Origin of the sequence: Faecalibacillus sp. MSK20_93, assembly GCF_020589945.1 — a bacterium.
GTDB lineage: Bacteria > Bacillota_I > Bacilli_A > Erysipelotrichales > Coprobacillaceae > Faecalibacillus > Faecalibacillus intestinalis.
The window spans coordinates 51,716-70,592 of record NZ_JAJDKA010000008.1 but is presented as its reverse complement, the minus strand read 5'-3'; the positions used below and the strand labels follow the sequence as shown (position 1 = coordinate 70,592).

The 18,877-nt window shown below is 27.5% G+C and carries 26 protein-coding genes; 8 read left to right on the top strand and 18 right to left on the bottom strand.

What is annotated here, in order from left to right:
- Positions 1-88: 88 nt before the first annotated feature.
- Positions 89-535 carry a hypothetical protein gene (locus LJD34_RS04370; RefSeq protein WP_004612402.1) on the top strand — a complete coding sequence of 149 codons (447 nt, stop codon included), beginning with the start codon at positions 89-91 and terminating at the stop codon, positions 533-535.
- Between the two features lie 180 nt (positions 536-715).
- On the opposite strand, the gene LJD34_RS04365 is transcribed toward LJD34_RS04370, so the two are convergent.
- The 7 genes from LJD34_RS04365 to LJD34_RS04340 all read right to left on the bottom strand — a co-directional run bounded on the left by LJD34_RS04365 (position 716) and on the right by LJD34_RS04340 (position 7,626).
- Positions 716-1,042 (bottom strand): hypothetical protein, encoded by a 327-nt coding sequence (locus LJD34_RS04365; RefSeq protein WP_227359268.1) that lies wholly within the window; start codon positions 1,040-1,042, stop codon positions 716-718.
- Between the two features lie 143 nt (positions 1,043-1,185).
- A complete protein-coding gene (locus LJD34_RS04360; RefSeq protein WP_117871168.1) occupies positions 1,186-1,560 on the bottom strand; it encodes a desulfoferrodoxin family protein in 375 nt (124 codons plus the stop codon).
- Positions 1,561-1,643: 83 nt separating this feature from the next.
- On the bottom strand, positions 1,644-1,784 hold the full coding sequence (locus LJD34_RS16735; protein ID WP_412531081.1) for a DUF1963 domain-containing protein: 141 nt from the start codon (positions 1,782-1,784) through the stop codon (positions 1,644-1,646).
- Positions 1,732-2,328: a YwqG family protein gene (locus LJD34_RS04355; RefSeq protein WP_318532711.1), complete on the bottom strand. Its 597-nt coding sequence runs from the start codon at positions 2,326-2,328 to the stop codon at positions 1,732-1,734. The genes LJD34_RS16735 and LJD34_RS04355 overlap by 53 nt, the downstream gene beginning before the upstream one ends.
- A gap of 853 nt (positions 2,329-3,181) precedes the next feature.
- On the bottom strand, positions 3,182-4,987 hold the full coding sequence (locus LJD34_RS04350; protein WP_117782593.1) for an ATP-binding cassette domain-containing protein: 1,806 nt from the start codon (positions 4,985-4,987) through the stop codon (positions 3,182-3,184).
- Positions 4,980-7,052, bottom strand: coding sequence for an ATP-binding cassette domain-containing protein (locus LJD34_RS04345; RefSeq protein WP_032090994.1), 2,073 nt, complete (start codon positions 7,050-7,052; stop codon positions 4,980-4,982). The genes LJD34_RS04350 and LJD34_RS04345 overlap by 8 nt, the downstream gene beginning before the upstream one ends.
- A 196-nt stretch (positions 7,053-7,248) precedes the next feature.
- Entirely contained in the window at positions 7,249-7,626 is a 378-nt protein-coding gene (locus LJD34_RS04340) for a hypothetical protein (protein ID WP_032090995.1), read from the bottom strand.
- 151 nt (positions 7,627-7,777) lie between these two features.
- Between LJD34_RS04340 and LJD34_RS04335 the strand changes: the two genes are divergently transcribed.
- From LJD34_RS04335 to LJD34_RS04325, 3 genes are read left to right on the top strand one after another with little or no spacing between them, the layout of a single operon-like run.
- Positions 7,778-8,116 carry a PadR family transcriptional regulator gene (locus tag LJD34_RS04335; protein ID WP_117575406.1) on the top strand — a complete coding sequence of 113 codons (339 nt, stop codon included), beginning with the start codon at positions 7,778-7,780 and terminating at the stop codon, positions 8,114-8,116.
- A complete protein-coding gene (locus tag LJD34_RS04330; RefSeq protein WP_117575404.1) occupies positions 8,109-8,486 on the top strand; it encodes a DUF6120 family protein in 378 nt (125 codons plus the stop codon). Before LJD34_RS04335 ends, LJD34_RS04330 begins: the two co-directional genes overlap by 8 nt.
- 15 nt (positions 8,487-8,501) lie before the next feature.
- Positions 8,502-8,939 carry a hypothetical protein gene (locus LJD34_RS04325; RefSeq protein ID WP_032090998.1) on the top strand — a complete coding sequence of 146 codons (438 nt, stop codon included), beginning with the start codon at positions 8,502-8,504 and terminating at the stop codon, positions 8,937-8,939.
- Between the two features lie 77 nt (positions 8,940-9,016).
- Here the strand turns inward: LJD34_RS04325 and LJD34_RS04320 are convergent, their stop codons facing one another.
- The 6 genes from LJD34_RS04320 to LJD34_RS04295 form a co-directional block, all read right to left on the bottom strand.
- Positions 9,017-9,361, bottom strand: a complete 345-nt coding sequence (locus LJD34_RS04320) for a TnpV protein (protein WP_032090999.1) — start codon at positions 9,359-9,361, stop codon at positions 9,017-9,019.
- Entirely contained in the window at positions 9,358-10,638 is a 1,281-nt protein-coding gene (locus LJD34_RS04315; protein ID WP_227359267.1) for a relaxase/mobilization nuclease domain-containing protein, read from the bottom strand. The genes LJD34_RS04320 and LJD34_RS04315 overlap by 4 nt, the downstream gene beginning before the upstream one ends.
- Positions 10,631-10,945, bottom strand: a complete 315-nt coding sequence (locus LJD34_RS04310) for a plasmid mobilization protein (protein ID WP_117782592.1) — start codon at positions 10,943-10,945, stop codon at positions 10,631-10,633. Before LJD34_RS04310 ends, LJD34_RS04315 begins: the two co-directional genes overlap by 8 nt.
- Before the next feature lie 171 nt (positions 10,946-11,116).
- Positions 11,117-12,829: a bifunctional DNA primase/polymerase gene (locus LJD34_RS04305; RefSeq protein ID WP_227279286.1), complete on the bottom strand. Its 1,713-nt coding sequence runs from the start codon at positions 12,827-12,829 to the stop codon at positions 11,117-11,119.
- Positions 12,810-12,998 carry a hypothetical protein gene (locus LJD34_RS04300; protein WP_032091002.1) on the bottom strand — a complete coding sequence of 63 codons (189 nt, stop codon included), beginning with the start codon at positions 12,996-12,998 and terminating at the stop codon, positions 12,810-12,812. Before LJD34_RS04300 ends, LJD34_RS04305 begins: the two co-directional genes overlap by 20 nt.
- Positions 12,999-13,000: 2 nt before the next feature.
- Positions 13,001-13,201, bottom strand: a complete 201-nt coding sequence (locus LJD34_RS04295) for a helix-turn-helix domain-containing protein (RefSeq protein WP_117574420.1) — start codon at positions 13,199-13,201, stop codon at positions 13,001-13,003.
- A 185-nt stretch (positions 13,202-13,386) separates the two neighbouring features.
- On the opposite strand from LJD34_RS04295, the gene LJD34_RS04290 reads away from it, so the two are divergent.
- Together LJD34_RS04290 and LJD34_RS04285 are read left to right on the top strand one after the other, a co-directional pair.
- On the top strand, positions 13,387-14,088 hold the full coding sequence (locus LJD34_RS04290; protein WP_032091005.1) for a helix-turn-helix domain-containing protein: 702 nt from the start codon (positions 13,387-13,389) through the stop codon (positions 14,086-14,088).
- Positions 14,089-14,196: 108 nt separating this feature from the next.
- The gene (locus tag LJD34_RS04285; protein ID WP_158548220.1) at positions 14,197-15,249 is read left to right on the top strand and encodes a site-specific integrase; all 1,053 of its coding nucleotides are present in this window, start codon (positions 14,197-14,199) and stop codon (positions 15,247-15,249) included.
- A gap of 71 nt (positions 15,250-15,320) precedes the next feature.
- Here LJD34_RS04285 and rpsR read toward each other — a convergent pair whose 3' ends face one another.
- From rpsR to rpsF, 3 genes are read right to left on the bottom strand one after another with little or no spacing between them, the layout of a single operon-like run.
- Complete coding sequence (gene rpsR, locus LJD34_RS04280; protein WP_227359266.1) at positions 15,321-15,551, bottom strand: 30S ribosomal protein S18; 231 nt, start codon at positions 15,549-15,551, stop codon at positions 15,321-15,323.
- Between the two features lie 17 nt (positions 15,552-15,568).
- The gene (gene ssb / locus LJD34_RS04275) at positions 15,569-16,051 is read right to left on the bottom strand and encodes a single-stranded DNA-binding protein (protein WP_022001179.1); all 483 of its coding nucleotides are present in this window, start codon (positions 16,049-16,051) and stop codon (positions 15,569-15,571) included.
- Positions 16,052-16,068: 17 nt separating this feature from the next.
- Positions 16,069-16,350, bottom strand: a complete 282-nt coding sequence (gene rpsF / locus LJD34_RS04270; RefSeq protein ID WP_022001178.1) for a 30S ribosomal protein S6 — start codon at positions 16,348-16,350, stop codon at positions 16,069-16,071.
- A 179-nt stretch (positions 16,351-16,529) separates the two neighbouring features.
- Between rpsF and LJD34_RS04265 the strand changes: the two genes are divergently transcribed.
- Positions 16,530-16,874 carry a hypothetical protein gene (locus LJD34_RS04265; protein ID WP_022001177.1) on the top strand — a complete coding sequence of 115 codons (345 nt, stop codon included), beginning with the start codon at positions 16,530-16,532 and terminating at the stop codon, positions 16,872-16,874.
- Here the strand turns inward: LJD34_RS04265 and LJD34_RS04260 are convergent.
- Both LJD34_RS04260 and ispD read right to left on the bottom strand, forming a co-directional pair.
- Positions 16,854-17,204 (bottom strand): hypothetical protein, encoded by a 351-nt coding sequence (locus LJD34_RS04260; protein ID WP_032091008.1) that lies wholly within the window; start codon positions 17,202-17,204, stop codon positions 16,854-16,856. The two genes, LJD34_RS04265 and LJD34_RS04260, sit on opposite strands and share 21 nt — an antisense overlap.
- Positions 17,201-17,839 (bottom strand): 2-C-methyl-D-erythritol 4-phosphate cytidylyltransferase, encoded by a 639-nt coding sequence (ispD, locus tag LJD34_RS04255; protein WP_227359265.1) that lies wholly within the window; start codon positions 17,837-17,839, stop codon positions 17,201-17,203. The genes LJD34_RS04260 and ispD overlap by 4 nt, the downstream gene beginning before the upstream one ends.
- 105 nt (positions 17,840-17,944) lie before the next feature.
- Between ispD and LJD34_RS04250 the strand changes: the two genes are divergently transcribed.
- Positions 17,945-18,862 (top strand): nucleotidyltransferase family protein, encoded by a 918-nt coding sequence (locus LJD34_RS04250; protein WP_032091010.1) that lies wholly within the window; start codon positions 17,945-17,947, stop codon positions 18,860-18,862.
- The last annotated feature ends 15 nt before the right edge of the window (positions 18,863-18,877 follow it).

The window sequence follows — 18,877 nt, the reverse complement described above, 5'->3', positions numbered from 1 at the left end:
TTGTAATTGACGGTGAAGGTTCAAAGGTTATTTGCAAAGACTAATTTGAAAATTCAAGTTTGGAGAATTGAGAAAATCGAAGATTGTGATGGTAGATAATATGGAATGGTTTAATGTTTTTGGGCTGATTTTTATTGCAGTCATTATGATACCCAATGTTGTATTTGCGATTAAGTGCAAAGATGGATTTGATAATAAGTGGAACAATAAATATGTTGAGGTTACAGAACAAGTAGGGAGATTGGGTTGTTTCGGATTCATGATAATCAATATTCCGGGAACTTGGTTCGGGTGGTGGTCTGACGAAGCATTTGTACTATATTTGATTGTAGATACCATATTGGTAATGCTTTATTGTGCTATTTGGATTATATGTTTTAAGAAAAACAGCGTTTTCAGAGCATTAGCACTTTCTATTATTCCTTCAATGTTGTTCTTGTTTAGTGGGATTATGAGTAGGTCAGTGCTATTGATTATTGCATCAGTATTATTTGCACCAAGTCATATTGTGATTTCATATAAAAATGTAAAATGATATTTACAACTTCCCGTTTAGAGCGTATGGAAATAATCTATACGTTCTTTTTTTGCCTTTTTTTGAAAAAGTGATTAAAAAACTATTGACATTTTGTTACTGGACTAAGCACCAAAGTACTTTTTTTCTTGTGTCCGTTTTACAGGGTCCATTTTAAAGAGCTTCAATTCGAAGCTCTTTTTAATCAAATAAACGATGTTCATTCACACTTGGTATTTTATAAAGCATACATAATACTAAACCAACGGTTGCACAAATAAAAAGGAAACCAAAGAAAAATTGATATGAATATAAATCAATCAAATAACCTGCAATAGCTTGGAAAATAATCGAACTAAAACTTTTGAATGTGGAAACAATTGATAAAGCACTCATTTGGTGCGTTCCATCAATAATAGTTGCAATAACTTTCATATTAATCATAATAAATGCCATTGTTGTAACTGATTTTGTTAAAAAAGTCATAATCATTTGAATAATAACATTTGGTATATAAGCATATGTCATAAATTGAACAACAAGCTTACCATTATCTGTTTAGATGTTATTAAGAATTAATATACTAAAAACTATTTATCAAATGATAATTATAATTGAACTGTTAATAGAATATATATAAAAAGACCATTTTTGGTCTTTTTATAGCTTCATTATTTTTTCCATAATCCATGAAGATTACAGTAAGCATACACTTCTTCTACTTCTTCACCTTCTAAGATTTTAAAATCAACACTTGGTTTTTCTCCTGGTTTTAGATATTTTCTTTGAATACCTTTATCTGTTTTCAAAGAAACCCATTCAATCCAATGTTCTGCTGTCATTGGATGTTCTACTTCTCCAACAAATACATGAACGGTATCACCTTCCACTGTATAAACAGGAATATGTTTTTCAAATGCAGCATCTTCAATTCCTGCTTGAAGCTCTTTCATAACTTCGCCACAACATACCACAGGGACTCCTTTATCTTCTACTTTTTCAATCACATTTCCACAGTGTTTACAAATATAAAATTTTTGATTCATAGCCTTTTCCTCTTTTCTATAAGTAGTAATTATTCCTATTTATAATATAAACTATTTTTCTCTATTAAGCAAACAATATGCATCTAATAACAATCCCAATAATAGCGAACATGACTAAAATCTTTATTTTTTAAATCTTCTTTTGAAATAAAGAAATTACCGACACCTGAATCACCCCCATAAAATATGATCTTGTGAATCAAGTTGAAACAACAATATTTCATTACTATCTTCTTGACGAGGATCATATTGTGTGAAGAAAGGATAACCGCCTATTTGACAAGGAATCAAGGTAATCAAATCATTTAATTCATCCACTACCTCATCATCTTGCATGATTTCTTTTAAGTTTTCATCTAAATAAGTATCAACAACTTCATCAAAGTGAATATCATTCATTGTGATGACTTGTTTATCTAAATGAGCCTTTAATAAAAAAGTTGTATCTTTTTCTAATGGAAGTTCTGTATCTTCGCTATATTGAAACTTATAAATACTTGATTCATCTACTAATTTTGGTACTTCTTCTAAATAACGTAAACACCACCCTGATTGACTATATTCATTATCAAAGTCTAATCCATAAACGCCATCATCTCCACTAATAAAGATTTGAAGTAATCCTTTTTCTGGAAAATCTTTTATATGAGGTATTTGTTCAAAATTTATTTGTGCTAATAAATATAAAGGTGCTCCCGTTTTTTGATTTACTGGAAGATTTTGATCTCTAGGCACATAATAAGCACCACCTACTTTACTATCAAAGATATGTGTTTCTTTTTCTTCTAATTCAAAGCGTATATAGTCTACTTCACTTACTTCTTTTAGTCTTTGATAGATTCTTTTGGCAGGTTTTTCTTCTTTATATTCTTCTTGTTTATTATTTTCTAGCGAATATATATGTTGAAAGGAGATTCAACATATGTACTATATAAAGATAATATTAGGAGGACTTTTATGAAATGTCCTCTATTCAAAAACAACTTTCTTTATTATTTGTTTTAAATTTATATTGAAAACTATGATCCTATCATCCATACTAAAATCAACAATTATGAGGAATGGTTAGATAGATTTAGCAATGAGTTAGGAGGTAAAAAACATAAAAAAATAAATGAAACTCAACGAAAAATAATTCACTTATTGAATAATTTTGGCATTCATCGTATCAGCATGGCTGGAATTATGGGAACATTAGAACAAGAAAACTTAAATGAAAATACTTTTTTAAATTTCATTGAAAATAAAGTTTCTCTTACTATCAAAGATTGTACAGACCAAATATGGCGTATGCGAGGATGTTAAAAATAAATACGAAAAGCTCATAAACACTATGTTTTCTAGCATTTATGAGCTTTATTTTTTATAGTAATTATACTCTTTAAAATTATTCACCAACGTATGATAACGTATATTCTATTTGTATTATTTTTCTTTATATTTTGTCTATTTTTACACATTTTATTCATCATTTCTGTCTATTATTTTTATTTTAATAATTTTTTGATGTCAAAATGATGTCATTCTTTTAAAGAATTTAAACTGAATCTCGACTAAATCTATTTATTTAAAATCCAACTTGTTCAATCATTATCCATTGTTTTAATTAATTTCTCATTTTTTAACTTCTTAAAATCTTTTCTACTGAGATTTTTTTTATATATAAATTTTGAATAAATGTACTAATAATCACTATTGCAAAAACACAAGCTACCGATAATATGACATTCATTGTTATTGTTATATTATATAAAATACCAATAATTACCATATTTAACAATAAAGCTATAAGACATTGAAAAATTATTTCTATCATTGTCATATTTCTTAATTGCTTATGACTTATCCCATTCATTTTCAACATCATAAATTCTTTATTTCTTTTTCTAAAATACTGTATTTCTATAATATTGAATAAAACAATTATTAAAATAAAACTCATAGCTATAATAATCATTTTTATTATTACATTTATTTTTTTCAACTCATTTATTTCATCAATATTATCAAAGAAAAGATGAATACCTATCCTTTTATCTTTCAATTCATCATAAAGTGTAACATATCCATCATAATCATCAACAAAAACAGTATATCCCTGATATGAATCTAATTTATCGATATGACACTCATTATAAATTTGTTGTAATAACTGAAAGCTACAATAAACATACCTATTTTCACCTTTAAAATAGTGACATTTGTTATTCTTTGTTAAAACTCCACCTATAGGATATGTTTTTGTATCTTTATATAGATCGTTGTTTGCTGATACAACAAAACTAACTTCTAATGATTCAGGATTAATATTGTTATCAGCTAATTCTCGATAACAATAATAACTTAAATATATAGATTGACTATCATATTCAATCAGCTTTTGATGAGATAAATCATTTTGTTCAAACAAGGGCACAACTTGATATAGGTTATCATTGATTTGAACTTGTGTTTGAATATAAGGATAGACTCCAGTATTTTCTTTATCAAGTTTAAAGATAAAAGGTACTAAAGATGAATCAATGGTTGTATTTGCATTATCTTTTGTGATAAACATCTGATTTTCTGATAAACTTTGATAGCTTTCTATACTTTTATTGGTTGAATAATCAGTATAGATAATCAATATATTCATTAATAGTAAAGCTATTGATATAATAGATACCATTCCCAATTCAATTTTTTTATATTTTTTTAAAAAATATTTGATATAAGAAATATAAAACGATAATTTCAACTGATGCTTTTTTGTTTTTTGAATATAAATATCTTTCTCATTATCATGTTTAACTTTTTTAATTTCTTTATCTTGAATCTCATATATTTGATCTGCAATCGACATAGCATAATCACTATGACTTGAAATAATAATCGTTTTTTGATAAGTATCACAAATATGTTTCAAAGTATCAAAAACCAGCATCTCATTTTCTTTATCTAAAAAGCTAGTTGGCTCATCTAAAATTATAATTTCTGTATCTTTACATAATGCACAGGCTATGGCGACTCTTTGTTTTTGCCCTCCTGATAATGTCTGAATTGATTGGTGTAATGGTATATCTAGATTAACACTTTTTAAAATTTGACGATATTTTTCTTCACTGTATCTTTTATTATGAAAAGCTGCATATAACTGCATATTTCCTAATACATCATACTGTTCAAATAAACTGTTATCCTGTAAAACAAAGCTAATATATTCTCTTCTTAAAATACTTTTTTTATCATCATCTTGGATGTCTTCATATATATTATAGTAAAAATGATCATCCTCACTTATCAGTCCTATACGATATAATAAAGATGTCTTTCCACTGCCACTAATCCCTCTTATTAAAGTAATAGCATGTTCAGGAATATCAATATCCGTTTTATTTAATATGATATAATCATCATAAACAATTTCAATATCTTTAATTTCAATCATTTTTCAACTTGTCAAATAATTGAGGTAAGATATAGTGGCAAATCATATGAAGAACAATTGCTAAAATAATTGATATTATATTTGGAAAAAATAAAGCATGTATTTTTATTGATCTTAAGCCAAATAAAACAATCAATATTAACATAAGTTTTTTGAATTCATGAAAAACGTTCAATAAATAATAGTGTTTTCTTATCTTCAATATATCAAATTCACTCAACCCAAGCTGTTTAAAATATTCGTTGATCCTTGCATTTTGTTTTCTTTGTACAAACAAAATACTTGCAGCATAAATAACAATAATTGCACTTATGATAAACGAGCCATAATAAAAGACATTCATCAATGATACAATTCCTCTATTAATTGCTTCACTATCGATAGATTCATTATCAACATAATATCCCATATCAGATAATTTTTGTGCAACTGTATAAACATTTTCTGAACCATCTACATAAACAGATAAAGCAGTTGGTTGCCAGACGCTATCCTCAAATACTCTATTGACTTCACCATCAAAATCTTTAGGAAGTTCATTTTCATAATATTTATCATAATTTACACCTATAACATATAATTTTCTATCTTCTGTTTTTTTATGCTTTTCAATCATATTCTCAACTATATCTCGTTCAACATAAAGAGAATTGCTATAAGTGTTATTTAATCCGAAAGAACTCCAATTTAAAATCCCAGCTATAGGAAGTGATACTGATTCATGAGTTACAGTTACACTATATATATACATTGACTCTTCATCATCTGTTATACCCATCCATCTTCCATGAGTATTGTACAAAGGTACAGATATATCAAATGTTAAGTACACTCCTTTTAATTCATCATCTTTAGAAATATTAATACTTTTTTTAATCATATCTGCAACGTTTCTAGAAATATAAACACCTTCATTTTTAAAATCTATTTCTATATTTTTTGATTGCTTATGATTTTTTATATAAGTGGATACTGTAATATTATCTTCTATATTAACTTGTGCGAGTTCTTGTTCATTTTTTATGATTGAAATTGTATAATCATGCTTTGCATTTTCGGGATCATAGGATACTTCTTTAATATCTTCATTAAATTCATAATTAGGTTCTAAACAATCATAACGCCATTCAACCGTTTCTATATTATCCAAATTTGCTATTTTTTTGATGTCTTTGTCTTTAAGAGGAACCTCATGATTAAATGTATAATCAGCTACGCCATCATGAATAGCTTGTGCTGTTGATTTATAGACAGTTATTTCATTTGATGATATTTTTTGTGAATATGAATGGTGAATGTCTAGTACATCCCTACTAAAGCTATAACCAAAAGCTACCATTGCAATAGAAAATGTAATCATAAAATGAAGTATTTTTACATATATTTTTTGCTTTTTTCTCATTGTAAAAAAAGCAGGAGATGTTTTATTAAGATTTTTACTAATATGTTGAGATAGGCTATATTCAGTTTCTTTCTTCTCGTTTGATACTGTGTTTAATATTTTATCCTTGATATGATATTTTATATTTCCTATAGATAATAACTTCTCATCATGTGTAAATAATACAATACCTTTCCCTTTTTCTATAAGTAAATTTAATATGTCACAATATATTTTAGAATAGGCGTTATTTAAAGATGATGTTGGTTCATCTAAAATATAAATATCTACATCTTTAGCCATACACAATAAAAATGCTACTCTTTTTTGTTCTCCGCCAGAAAGTTGTGAAGGATACATATCCATCAATTCATTCAAATGAAGTTTTTCAACATAATTATCAAGACTTATATGACAATCTGTCAGTTTTTCTATATATTCAATATGTTCTCTTATCGTTAGTCCTTCTAAAAATACAGGTTCTTGTGGGCAAGTTGATACATTTTGATATAAATCTAAATCTTTCCAACCATCATTGCCTTTTGTCATCAACCTAAATAAGGTTGTTTTTCCACTGCCACTTTCACCAGTAATAATTGTGATCTGTCCTTTATTAAATTCTATGCATCCCTTATTTAATACCAATTTATTATTAAAAACGATATCTTTATATTTAAATTCCATTTGACATCTCCTCATATAAAAATTTATTTCATAGACCATCTGACACACTTGACAACTAAAAATAATTTTTAAAAATTAAATTCCAATATTAATACAAGAATTTTTAATCGACTATGTCAATCGAACTTTATAAATGTTTCAGGTGGTCTATGAAGAAAATTTATCAGATACTTAATGACTTAAGTATCTGATTTTGTTAATAATTACCTACAACTTTAGAACCATCGAATTTATACTTAAATGTTTTTTTTGCGTTAGCAGTTTTGTAATTATAATTTGTCATCGAAATTGTCCCTGTTGTATTCATATACGGATCTGAAGGTATCGTCATAGTAGAAGAAATATAAGTTGCTTTAAGTCCATTTGTAGAAACAGTTCCCCATGATCTATTCCATCTTGTATTTCCACTACTATAATAGGTAGCTGAGCATTTTACTTTTGCTGAGCCAACACTTGAACTAACAGTATCACTTTGTGTATAACTATAGGATGCTGCATATATTCCAGTTATTGACATACCAATGATCGCAAAAGAACTAATCAATTTAAGTAATGTTTGTTTCTTTTTTTTCATATTATTTTTTCCTTTCTCTCTATTTTTTGAAAACGTTTTCACATTTATATAGTAACACATATTATATTGTTTGTGCATAGTTTATCTATGTATTGATGTTTTTTAAATGTATATTATAATATAGTTATCTTAACGTTAAGGAAGTATTAATATGGCTAGAAAAAATAATTTTTTTAAATTAGATATGTTACTTCTATGTATAATTGCCAAACAAGATTGTTATGGTTATGAAATTACAAAGCAAATTAAAACATATTCCCATGAATTAATAGATATTAAGGAAGGGACCATGTATCCTATCTTGTATAAATTACAAGATGAGAATTATATTTCAAATTACGAAAAAGTAATCGACCGTAAGGTAAGAGTTTATTATCACATAGAAGAAAAAGGTAAAGAAAAATTATCAGAAATGATTAATGAGTTTAATAACGCTGTTGATGGTATTCACAATGTTATTAAAGAATCTTTGGGGGAAGCTTATGAATAATATTAAAAAATATATTAAAAATATTTGGACAATTATGCCTATGCATACTAAAAAGGAAAAATTTTATGTAAGTGAATTAAAAAAACACTTAAATGAATATTTAGATGATCACCCACAATGTTCATACGACGATATTGTTCAACAATTTGGAGAACCTAAAGACATTGTTGTAGAATATATACAAAGCAGCGATGAAAACGATCTTATTAAAAGAATGAAATTAAAGACAATTTTACAAAAATTTCTTATATTCTTCTCAGTAATCTGCACAATTTTAGCGATTTGGTTTGGGGTTCTTTGGTACAGCTATATGCAAGATGCTAAAAATTCCATCATATATGAAATTGAAACAACCATTTCTGATAATTAAAAAATGGAGGAAACTATGAAAAAAATAATTACATCTATCTTCATTGCATTTATGATGATTACTACCATCATTCCAGTAAATGCTCTTGAAGAAAACATGAGTATCGAATATTTATCAAATGGTGATTATATTGAAACAACAATTGTTTCAAACATAAATACATTAGCAAGAAGCAGCAAGAGCGGTACAAAAACAGAAAAATACAAAAATGCATCTGGAGAAGTTATGTGGTCTATTTCGGTAACTGGAACTTTTTCTTATAATGGTTCTTCATGTACTTGTACAAAAGCTACTGTAAGTACAACAAAGCCATCTTCTATGTGGTCATTAAGTAATAAAAAAGCTTCAAAAAGTGGCAACAAAGCCATAGCTAGTGTTACAGGACATGCACCAGGCGTAACCGTTACAAGAACTGTCACACTCACATGTAGCCCATCTGGAAATTTATCTTAGCATTAAAAAAAATAAAAGGGTAACCAAATAAAAACCAATTCATAGATAATCCGAATTGGTTTTTATTTTATACTATCCTAAATTTTAATAATCTCTTTATTAATAATTTCATATACACAATTATTAATGTTATTCATCATTAAGACCCATTTAATTTGATTCTTTTTTTTAAGTTCTTCAGTAACATTCCATTTGACTTTATATTCTTCAACCAATCTGTCATATAAATCATCAGCTTCTTTTTGTACTTTTAACAGATAATCTTTTAATTCATTTTTTGTAAGTAATTTGAAATATAGTCCATAATCATGTTTCTTTAAATAATCTAGCTTTGCTCTTCCAAAGCGATTTAAATGCATTTCTTCTACTTTTAAGTTTGGTAATTGATAATCCCCAACTTGAATATATTCTATTTCTTTCATCTTTCATCCCTGCTTTCTCTTTGTTTTATTTTCTTCATCGCTAATTTTTCTATATCTTTTTGAATACTTCTTTCTCTTATTCGCTTACATGATTTGATTTCAAATCTTAAGCTTTTAATTTGTGGTGTAAATTCTTTAGCCTTAGTTGACCACATTTCTTTTTCATCTTCATCTTTTGAGTTTCGTCTGTAGTAGTAACATTGTTGTCTTTGTTTAATGAGATAGTCTAGTTCATCTTGTTTGTTTTCTTGATAAGAATCTAACTGAGTAATATCTTCTATCTTATTTTTTGCTAGTAATTCAATATCATTGGTATATTGATCTAATTTCTTTAATTCACGTCTTGTTTCCTTAGATAATTTTTGTTTTACTTGAGGAAGTATATTCAAATAAACTAAACGTGCTACATACATTCCAGCAAGTTGTGGAAGTTTCTTTTGTCTATATTGTCGATAATAATCTTTGCATTGGTAGTAATATTTGTTTTGTTCCATATTTTGAAATGGAATGACTTTTGTTGTTAATCGTTCTTTTATTTGTTCTCTATGATATTGATTACCAAGTGATTTTATATAAATCGGTTCTTCACAATAAGGATGATAAATAACTGGTTCATCATTTATTTCACCGAATGAATAACCTTTATTGTGCATAACTGCATTAAATTCTACATATCTTGCACATTCTAAAACTGTTGCATCAATATCTCTTTTTATTTCATTCATAAACGATTTTAAGATATATTGATTTACTTTCTTTGTATATTTTTTTGGATTTTTTATAACAGATAGACCATATTCTAAACATAACTTATCAGATGTTTCTCTTAACATTTGATAATCTTTTTTGGTATTACAAAATCTTTTTCCATTCACAAATGAAGTTGAATTTAAAAGAAAATGATTGTGAATATGGTTCTTATCTACATGTGTTGCGACAACAACTTCAAAGCGATTACCATATAATTCTTCAACAAGTTTAACACCTATTTCATGTGCAACTTCACTACTTACCTCTCCAGGTTCAAATGATTGATACCCATGAAATGCCATGATCTGTTTATGATCATTAAAGAACTTCTTTGTATTCATCATTGATTTGCATGGATCAAATGAATCACAATTGATACAAGTAACGTACTTTTTCTCATTTGTTTTATTATCATTGTTCACATAATCTATAACTGCATCCACTGTTTTTTCTTCATCTTCTACATAATGAACAACGTGATCAAGTCGATCTTTAACACACCAAATTGAAGTAACTGCCTTAAACACCTCTTACTTCTTGTTCTAAATTCTTAATCATGTTTCTTAATTCATTAACAGTTATCTCTATAAAATGTATATCAACTTGTTCATAAGTATTTAATGATTTTGCAATCTGATTGAGATTATTCCCTATATGATTGAATTCATTTTTTAAACGAAAGTAATCAAGATCAGGAGGTTCTTTAATCAATGATTTTGAAAAACAACGTCTGATATATTCTTCTCGGCTAAGTTTACTTTTAATAACTTTTCCATTCAAATCATTAAATTCATCATCATTCAATCTTACTTTAATTTCATGATTTCTTTTCATATTCGACCTTCTTTCTTAGTTGGCGCTGCCAACTTGTGATTGTATTTTGGGCACAAAATACGTTGCTTGCTGATACAAAAATCTTAAATAATTTATCTTCTTAAATTAAATATTGTGTGACGGTGTGACGATTATCAATTTATTCCCTTTAAACGTCATACCGTCACCTTTCTATAAGCTATCATCCTCTTGATAAGTTAATTTAATAAGACGAGCATTCTTCTTTCTCTGTAATCTTTCATAAGTAATGTATGTCTTTTCTAACAAATCTACATTCTTACTTAAAATAGATTGTAGTTTTCTATGAAGAATTGGAAGTTGTAATTTAGAACACAATTCTTCATGAGTTCCTATAAACGTTTTTTCTTTGACAATATAATTTATTACTTTAACTAAATTTTCATCTACATCGTCATCAAAATCATTTTCTCCCAATTCTAAAACTTGAAAATCATTCATATATAAAGTAATCTCATCATCTGGAATATCTTTTCCTTGAATAGCAAGTTGTCTATTTTTTGATAAATGATTTTTCTTAAACATTACGAGAATGCTATCTGATCCAGCAGTCAAACCTCTGCTTCCATAAATCGCATCAAATGGATGGTTGATATCTATTTCTTTTCTAACATGTGTTACTAGAATAATCGCTATATGATATTTATAAGCTAACTCATGAAAGAATGTTGCTTCCTCATATTCACTTTCATAATCTCTATCTTTTGAATTTCTTATTTTTGCAAAGGTATCAATAACAACAATTTTTAAATTACTATGAATAGTCAGTTCTCTTTTGATACGTTCTTCAACGTCATAATGTACATTTGGTTTTAATATGTCGATAATAAATTGATTTTGTTTTTCAATTTGCATCGTTTGAAGTCTTTTTTTAATATTTAATTTCTTATCTTCAAACGCTAAATAAAGAGCTGTTCCTTTTTGAACTTTTTTTCCAAGAAACTCTTTTCCATTTGAAACTGCATCACATAACTGTAAACAAAAAAATGTTTTTCCCATTTTCTGAGGTGCGCCAAATAAAGTAAGACCAATTGAAATCATATTTTCTACAATATCCAATTCTTCTTGATCTTTTGATTCCAATAACTCAGTTACAGTATATGTTCCTTCATAGTTTTTACTATTCTTTATTTCAATATATCCTTTATGATATCGAAAAACACTTTCAATAATTTGCATCACTTCTTTTGTTTCTAGTGGTGGGTTACATTTTTCTTCATTTTCAATTTCCAGACTTTTTTGAATAGTCCTATTACTCAATCCTTTTTGTTGAAGATAACACCCAATTCGAAATAAATAATCATTTCTTCCACCTTCATTAACTTGTTGTGAGTTCTCTACATACTTTTCTTTTTTATTTTGTTGTTCAATAAACTCATAAACTTTCTCATTTGCATTTGCAATAGGAACATCTTTATAAAGCATATATATTCCTTTATCTGTTTTACTACCTATTCCTAAAACGTAGCCACCATCTCCTCTTATATCTATGCCATCATAAAGATTAACACGATTACTGATTGTCTTATTAACATGGTAATAAAGATGATATCCTCCCGAAGGAGTTTTAATAATTGCTGTGGTAGGTAATCCTTTTCCATGTTTTTTTATGCTTTGTAATCCATCTTTTCCATTTTTAACATCAATATCAATTACCAACAAACCATTACCAGTAACTAAACCAATGTTATAGTTTGGATTTTTATTCCACCAATAATCTATTTGATTCAAATTCGTAGTAGACTCGTATTTCCACGATTCTAACACTTGTTCTCCTTTTGTATTTGGCTTTAAAGGAAAAATCTTAAATCCTTTTTTTGCATAATTTAATGCATTATTTTTTAATTCACTCATTACTTGCACCATACCATTTCTCATTAAAGTATGCTCTGGAAACTTTTCCAGCTATTGTAAGATAACCATCTTCTCTCAAATCATCATTCATCTTTTTTATGATTTGATACGCTTTACTTTGGCTTACTCCCAATAACTGAGATACTTCATGAGCATTTACATACGCACTTTTATTTTCCATAATTATTTCTCCTCCAATATTTCATAAATTTTTACACCTAAAGCTTGTGCAATTTTTTCTACTGTACGTAAATTACCTATTCTCTCTTTGTTCATTAAGCCTATTACTGTACTGTAAGCTAGGTTGTTTATTTTGCAAAACTGTCTTAAACTCATTTGTTGTTTTGCTAGAATAATCTTTATTTTAACTGAACTAATATACATCTTTTTCCACCTCCATCTCTTATGTAAACAACCTATTTCAAGTCACCTTACACTCAAATATTACCATATTTAGGTTAATATTCAACATATTTTTATTTATTTTGAGTAATTTATTACTTATTTTAGGTAAATCATATTTACATAAACCCTAAATTTACCTATAATGTGTAATGAAAGGAGGAAATATGAGTACGTTTTCTGAAATACTTAAACGCGAAAGAGAGAATAAAGGTTATAGTAAGGCTGAATTAGCAAGAAAACTTAACATACCCTATACCACTTATCAAAATTACGAAAATGGTCGTGAACCTAAAATTGATGTTATCAAACAAATATCTGAAGAATTAGGAATCAATCCATCTGTATTCTTTGACTTAGAAAATAGGGATCCATTATATGAACGAAATTTTCATCCAATTGATCACTCAGAAATAGAGTGCATCATGCTTTATGATTCTGGAAAATTTGAGTATATGAAAGACACATTCGATAATCATCGTAAGGAGTTATATAGACAAAGTTGGAAGGTTCATGACATGTTTGATAATTTTTATAATGCACTTATTGAACTACGTGCTAAAACTTTTGTTGAAGTTGATCACGAAAAGCTCAAGTATATTCGTTGGGATATTTTAGATATACTTGAAAGAACTGACATAGATACTAGATTTCAATATGAAAAAACCATCTATGAGTCACAATATATGAACGAAGAATGTATCAACGAGTTTAAGGAAAGAAATCCTGATTATAAAAAACAAATTATTAATAAAATTCTTTTTCCTAATAATGATTTTAATTTCGAATTCGAAACTGAAGAATCTATTGATGGTATGTACAAAGTTGCTTTGGCTTACTATTTCAAAAATAAGTATAAGATTACATAATAAAAAAACACCCTAGCGCCAACTAGAGTGTAAAGCATGAAAAAGAATTACCTACCACAGCAATCATTTTTCATGCTCCAATTTTACCACGAAAAGGAGCGAATAACAATGCCAACGTATTATGACGAAAAGACCAAAACATGGTTTTGTCAATTTAGATATACCGATAGTAACGGTAATAAAAAGCAAAAAAGAAAAAGAGGATTTAAAACAAAAAAGGAAGCTAAAGAGTTTGAAAGAGATTTTTTAGCCACACAACAACAATCACTCGAAATGAAATTTTCTCAATTTTTAGTTTTATACAACGAGGATATGTCAACACGTCTTAAGCCTAAAACTATTCTCGTCAAAGAATACATCATAAAAAAACATATACTCCCATATTTTGAAAATAAAAAAATGAATAAAATAGGTGCTATTGACATTCGTTTATGGCAAAACGAAATACTTAAGATGAATTTTTCTCTTGCCTATCAAAAGAAAATCAATGCACAACTCATTGCCATTTTTAACTACGCTGAAAAATACTATTCTCTAAAAAATAATCCTTGTAATTCAGTTGATAGTATAGGAAAACACAAAAGTAAAGAAAAAGTTATTTATACAAAAGAAGAATTTGATAAACTAATAGAAAATTGTCAGGATGAAACAGTAAAAATCATTTTTACTATTCTTTATTTTACAGGGATGAGAAAAGGAGAACTATTTGCACTAACTGTCAAAGATATAGATTCAAAAAATGGAATCATTAATATTGATAAATCATATCAACGCATTAAAGCAAAAGACACTATTGGTCCTCCTAAAACCGAAAACAGTTTTCGAAAAGTTGATATACCACAATTTTTATGTGATCAATTAGAAGAATATCTAAAAAAGCATTATATTCTCAACGAAGATGATAGAATTTTCAAAGAATATTATGTAATAATTAGAGATAGATTAAAAAAAGCCCAAAAAAGAGCTAACCTAAACGAAGAATTTACTTTACATTCTTTTCGGCATAGTCATGTTTCATTACTTATAGATTTAGGCTATAGTCCAACCATTGTAGCCGATAGAATTGGTGATACGGTAGATACTGTTTTAAAAACATATAGCCATTTATACGCCGAAAGTAAAGAATCACTATCAGAAAAACTCAATAATTTATACAAATGATGTCAAATTGATGTCAATATGTTCTTAAAAAACAAAAAAGCCTTGAATTCATCAAGGTTTTTTAATAGTTATTATTCACCAACGTATGGTAATAATCCCATTTGTCTAGCACGTTTGATAGCTACTGCTAATTGTCTTTGATATTTAGCAGAAGTTCCAGTTACACGTCTAGGAATGATTTTACCGTTAGCTGAAACAAATCTTTTTAATAATTCAACATCTTTATAATCGATGTAAGTAATTTTGTTTTTTTTAAAATAACAAACTTTTCTTCTACCCATTCTTTGTCTTTTAAAAGCCATGTTCATATACTCCTTTTCTAAAATTGAATATCGTCTTCCATGATATTAAATGAATTATCAAAATCTTTTTCTAATTCAACTGTTTGCATATCTTGGAAATTATCTGTTTGTGGTTGAGCAGGTTGAGAATATTGATTATTCATCATACCTTGGTTCATAGAACTTTGGTTTCTTTCTCTTTGAGCTCTTGTTTCTAAGAATTGAACAGAGTCACAAACAACTTCTGTAACGTATACGCGTTGTCCTTGAGCATTATCATAAGATCTAGAACGAAGTCTACCTTCAACTCCTACTAAAGATCCTTTTGCACAATATTGTGCAACATTTTCAGCGACTTTATTCCATACAACGCATGAAATATAATCAGCTTGTTGCCCATCTGCAGAGTTATAGTTACGATTTAACGCTAACGTAAAACTTGTAACTGCAGCCCCGTTTCCAGTTCTTCTAAGTTCTGGATCACGAGTCATTCTACCAACCATAACAACTCTATTAATCATCGTCAAATGCCTCCTAATTATTTACGAAGAGTTAAGTGACGTAAAACTGAAGCGTTGATTCTTGATAAACGTTCGAATTCAGCGATTTCTGCTGGTGCACAAGTTACATCAACTACAACATAGTAACCTTTTGTGTAATCTTTAATTTCGTAAGCGAAATCACGTAATCCCCATTCGTTGACATTATCAACTGAACCACCGTTAGCAGTTAAGATTGATTTGAAGTTTTCAATTAAAGTATTTCTAGCTTCTTCTTCAACATCTGGTTTTACAATAAACATAATTTCATATTTATTCATCTCTTTTACCTCCTATGGTCTTTTGGCTTACTTTTTAGTAAGCAGGCAGTAAAATAATCTTTACATGCTCGTCCATTATATCTTATTGTTTACTTTTATGCAATAATAAAATGATTATTTTATGTAATTTTACCCCTTTATAGGCATATTTTTTTCATATGCTATATTGAGGTGATATTATGAATTATCTATTATTTTTATTTTGGATATTTTTTATGATTTTATTTCATTATTTAATCAAAAATGATTTTTCTTTTATTCAAAAATATCTTAATAAACTTTTTAAATATTCTCCCTTATTTAAAGAATATTTAAAAAAGTATTTAAAAACTATTTTATATACATTTTTTACTTTTATTGTGGGTAAGACTTTTGAACATCTTGATATGTGGGTAGATTTGTTTTTTGTTTCTATATGGATGTTAGTAGATGAAAAAGAAAATATAAATATTGAAAATAAAAAAGAAACAATACCTTCTTTAATAGGTATTGTTCTAGGTTTATTACTCCAATACTTTATATGATTTTACTTTTATACTTTGGATATCTTTATTTTTTATATCTAATGTTCCTTCATAGTAAATATATATTCTATTTCCTTTGATAAGACCTTTATTAGACTCTATTGCTCCCGCAATAGAAATTAAATACTTTTGATGATCATTTGTTTCTATCAATAATGTTTCATCACCCACATTTTTAATTGTTCCTACAATTGTTTCATATTGACTTAAATCTTCTTGATCATCAGATTTAAAATGAAAATATCCAAAAATAACTCCTATTAAAACAAATAAAGCAATTAAAATCCAAACTATACTCTTTTTCTCTTTTCTAATATGCTTACCTTTCATTTTAAATCTTCCTGTGTTGTAATTTTTAAATTACTATAATCTCCTAATACTGCCTTAATATCCTTATCTATATATCTTTCAAATAATTGACTATCATCAGTCGCAACATATCCTTCATCTTTTGCCTTTTGATAAGCCACCTTAATATCTTCACTTTTAAATACTTGTGGTGTTTGAGCCTGCATCAAAGTTTCTCTTTTTAAAGTTTTAACAACAATACCCTCTTTAACTTCTTTAATAGTATCTTTACAAGGAACCATTAATAACCCAGCATCATATGTTTTTAAACATTCAACCAAATCATTAATACTTTTTTTACTTACATAAGGTCTTGCTCCATCATGAATAAAGACATGATTTTCTTTTACTTTTTGTAAACCTTCATAAACACTATCTTGTCTTTCTTTACCACCAAAAACATACTCAATTCTTGAATCATTAACTAATGTTCTTATATCATCTATTTCATTTTCTTTCGTTACAACAATAATTTGTTTACATCTATTATCCTCTAAAAAATGAGAAATATTCATTTCATAAACAGTTTGATTATTTATTTTATAAAAAATTTTATTATATTTCAAACCTGTTCTTTTGCCACTTCCAGCACATAAAAGAATTAAACTATAGTTCATGTTTTTCACCTCATGATTATTTTATCACACCGTGATAAAATAATAAAATTTACATAGATATTTCTAGAAATATGATATAATCTAACTTAGACAAAGGAGAATTTTATGAATACAACACTTATTATTATGGCGGCTGGAATTGGTTCACGCTATGGAAAAGGAATTAAACAACTTGCGAAAATTGGTCCTCATGATGAAATCATTATGGATTATTCAATTTATGATGCGATCGAAGCTGGATTTAATAAAGTTGTTTTTATTATTAGAAAAGATATCGAAAAAGAATTTAAAGAAGTTATTGGCAATCGTATCCAACAACATATTCAAGTTGAATATGTATATCAAGAAATCACACATATTCCTAGTGGATGTAGTGTCCCTGAAGGAAGAGTAAAACCTTGGGGAACTGGTCAAGCTATTTTAGCTTGTAAAGGTATTGTTAATGAACCTTTTGTCATTATTAATGCTGATGATTATTATGGAAAAGTTGCTTTTAAAAAGCTTCATGATTTTTTAATTGAAGATAGTCATAGAAATAGCGAGTTTACCATGGCCATGGCTGGTTTTATCTTAAAAAATACTTTAAGTGATAATGGAACAGTTACTCGTGGTATTTGTGTAGAAGATGAAGCGGGTTATTTACATAGAGTGATTGAAACTAAAGGGATTATTAGAAACAATCAAGGAACAATTGATTGTGATACAGAAGAAAGCAAAGACATCATTCAAGAAAATAACCGCGTTTCGATGAATATGTGGGCTGGTTATCCTTGTTTTATTGATTATCTTGAAAATGGTTTTAAAGAATTCTTATTAGATGATAGTGGAGATGAACTTACTAAAGAATATTTATTACCTATTATTGTTGATCAATTAATTAAAACAAACAGAGCTTCAGTAAAAGTATTAGAAACAACTGATAAATGGTTTGGTGTTACTTATCCAGAAGATAAGCAGATAGTCCAAGATTCTATTAATGAACTTATTGAACAAGGTATTTATCCAGAAAAATTATGGAAATAAAAAGTCTAGCTTAAA

What these genes read in the sequence shown, in the direction of transcription:
- LJD34_RS04370 (WP_004612402.1), top strand. Translation starts at nt 89, where the DNA reads ATGGTAGATAATATGGAATGGTTTAATGTTTTTGGGCTGATTTTTATT.
- LJD34_RS04365 (WP_227359268.1), bottom strand. Translation starts at nt 1,042, where the DNA reads ATGACATATGCTTATATACCAAATGTTATTATTCAAATGATTATGACT.
- LJD34_RS04360 (WP_117871168.1), bottom strand. Translation starts at nt 1,560, where the DNA reads ATGAATCAAAAATTTTATATTTGTAAACACTGTGGAAATGTGATTGAA.
- LJD34_RS16735 (WP_412531081.1), bottom strand. Translation starts at nt 1,784, where the DNA reads ATGAAATATTGTTGTTTCAACTTGATTCACAAGATCATATTTTATGGG.
- LJD34_RS04350 (WP_117782593.1), bottom strand. Translation starts at nt 4,987, where the DNA reads ATGATTGAAATTAAAGATATTGAAATTGTTTATGATGATTATATCATA.
- LJD34_RS04345 (WP_032090994.1), bottom strand. Translation starts at nt 7,052, where the DNA reads ATGGAATTTAAATATAAAGATATCGTTTTTAATAATAAATTGGTATTA.
- LJD34_RS04340 (WP_032090995.1), bottom strand. Translation starts at nt 7,626, where the DNA reads ATGAAAAAAAAGAAACAAACATTACTTAAATTGATTAGTTCTTTTGCG.
- LJD34_RS04335 (WP_117575406.1), top strand. Translation starts at nt 7,778, where the DNA reads ATGGCTAGAAAAAATAATTTTTTTAAATTAGATATGTTACTTCTATGT.
- LJD34_RS04330 (WP_117575404.1), top strand. Translation starts at nt 8,109, where the DNA reads ATGAATAATATTAAAAAATATATTAAAAATATTTGGACAATTATGCCT.
- LJD34_RS04325 (WP_032090998.1), top strand. Translation starts at nt 8,502, where the DNA reads ATGAAAAAAATAATTACATCTATCTTCATTGCATTTATGATGATTACT.
- LJD34_RS04320 (WP_032090999.1), bottom strand. Translation starts at nt 9,361, where the DNA reads ATGAAAGAAATAGAATATATTCAAGTTGGGGATTATCAATTACCAAAC.
- LJD34_RS04310 (WP_117782592.1), bottom strand. Translation starts at nt 10,945, where the DNA reads ATGAAAAGAAATCATGAAATTAAAGTAAGATTGAATGATGATGAATTT.
- LJD34_RS04305 (WP_227279286.1), bottom strand. Translation starts at nt 12,829, where the DNA reads ATGGTGCAAGTAATGAGTGAATTAAAAAATAATGCATTAAATTATGCA.
- LJD34_RS04300 (WP_032091002.1), bottom strand. Translation starts at nt 12,998, where the DNA reads ATGGAAAATAAAAGTGCGTATGTAAATGCTCATGAAGTATCTCAGTTA.
- LJD34_RS04295 (WP_117574420.1), bottom strand. Translation starts at nt 13,201, where the DNA reads ATGTATATTAGTTCAGTTAAAATAAAGATTATTCTAGCAAAACAACAA.
- LJD34_RS04290 (WP_032091005.1), top strand. Translation starts at nt 13,387, where the DNA reads ATGAGTACGTTTTCTGAAATACTTAAACGCGAAAGAGAGAATAAAGGT.
- LJD34_RS04285 (WP_158548220.1), top strand. Translation starts at nt 14,197, where the DNA reads ATGCCAACGTATTATGACGAAAAGACCAAAACATGGTTTTGTCAATTT.
- rpsR (WP_227359266.1), bottom strand. Translation starts at nt 15,551, where the DNA reads ATGGCTTTTAAAAGACAAAGAATGGGTAGAAGAAAAGTTTGTTATTTT.
- ssb (WP_022001179.1), bottom strand. Translation starts at nt 16,051, where the DNA reads ATGATTAATAGAGTTGTTATGGTTGGTAGAATGACTCGTGATCCAGAA.
- rpsF (WP_022001178.1), bottom strand. Translation starts at nt 16,350, where the DNA reads ATGAATAAATATGAAATTATGTTTATTGTAAAACCAGATGTTGAAGAA.
- LJD34_RS04265 (WP_022001177.1), top strand. Translation starts at nt 16,530, where the DNA reads ATGAATTATCTATTATTTTTATTTTGGATATTTTTTATGATTTTATTT.
- LJD34_RS04260 (WP_032091008.1), bottom strand. Translation starts at nt 17,204, where the DNA reads ATGAAAGGTAAGCATATTAGAAAAGAGAAAAAGAGTATAGTTTGGATT.
- ispD (WP_227359265.1), bottom strand. Translation starts at nt 17,839, where the DNA reads ATGAACTATAGTTTAATTCTTTTATGTGCTGGAAGTGGCAAAAGAACA.
- LJD34_RS04250 (WP_032091010.1), top strand. Translation starts at nt 17,945, where the DNA reads ATGAATACAACACTTATTATTATGGCGGCTGGAATTGGTTCACGCTAT.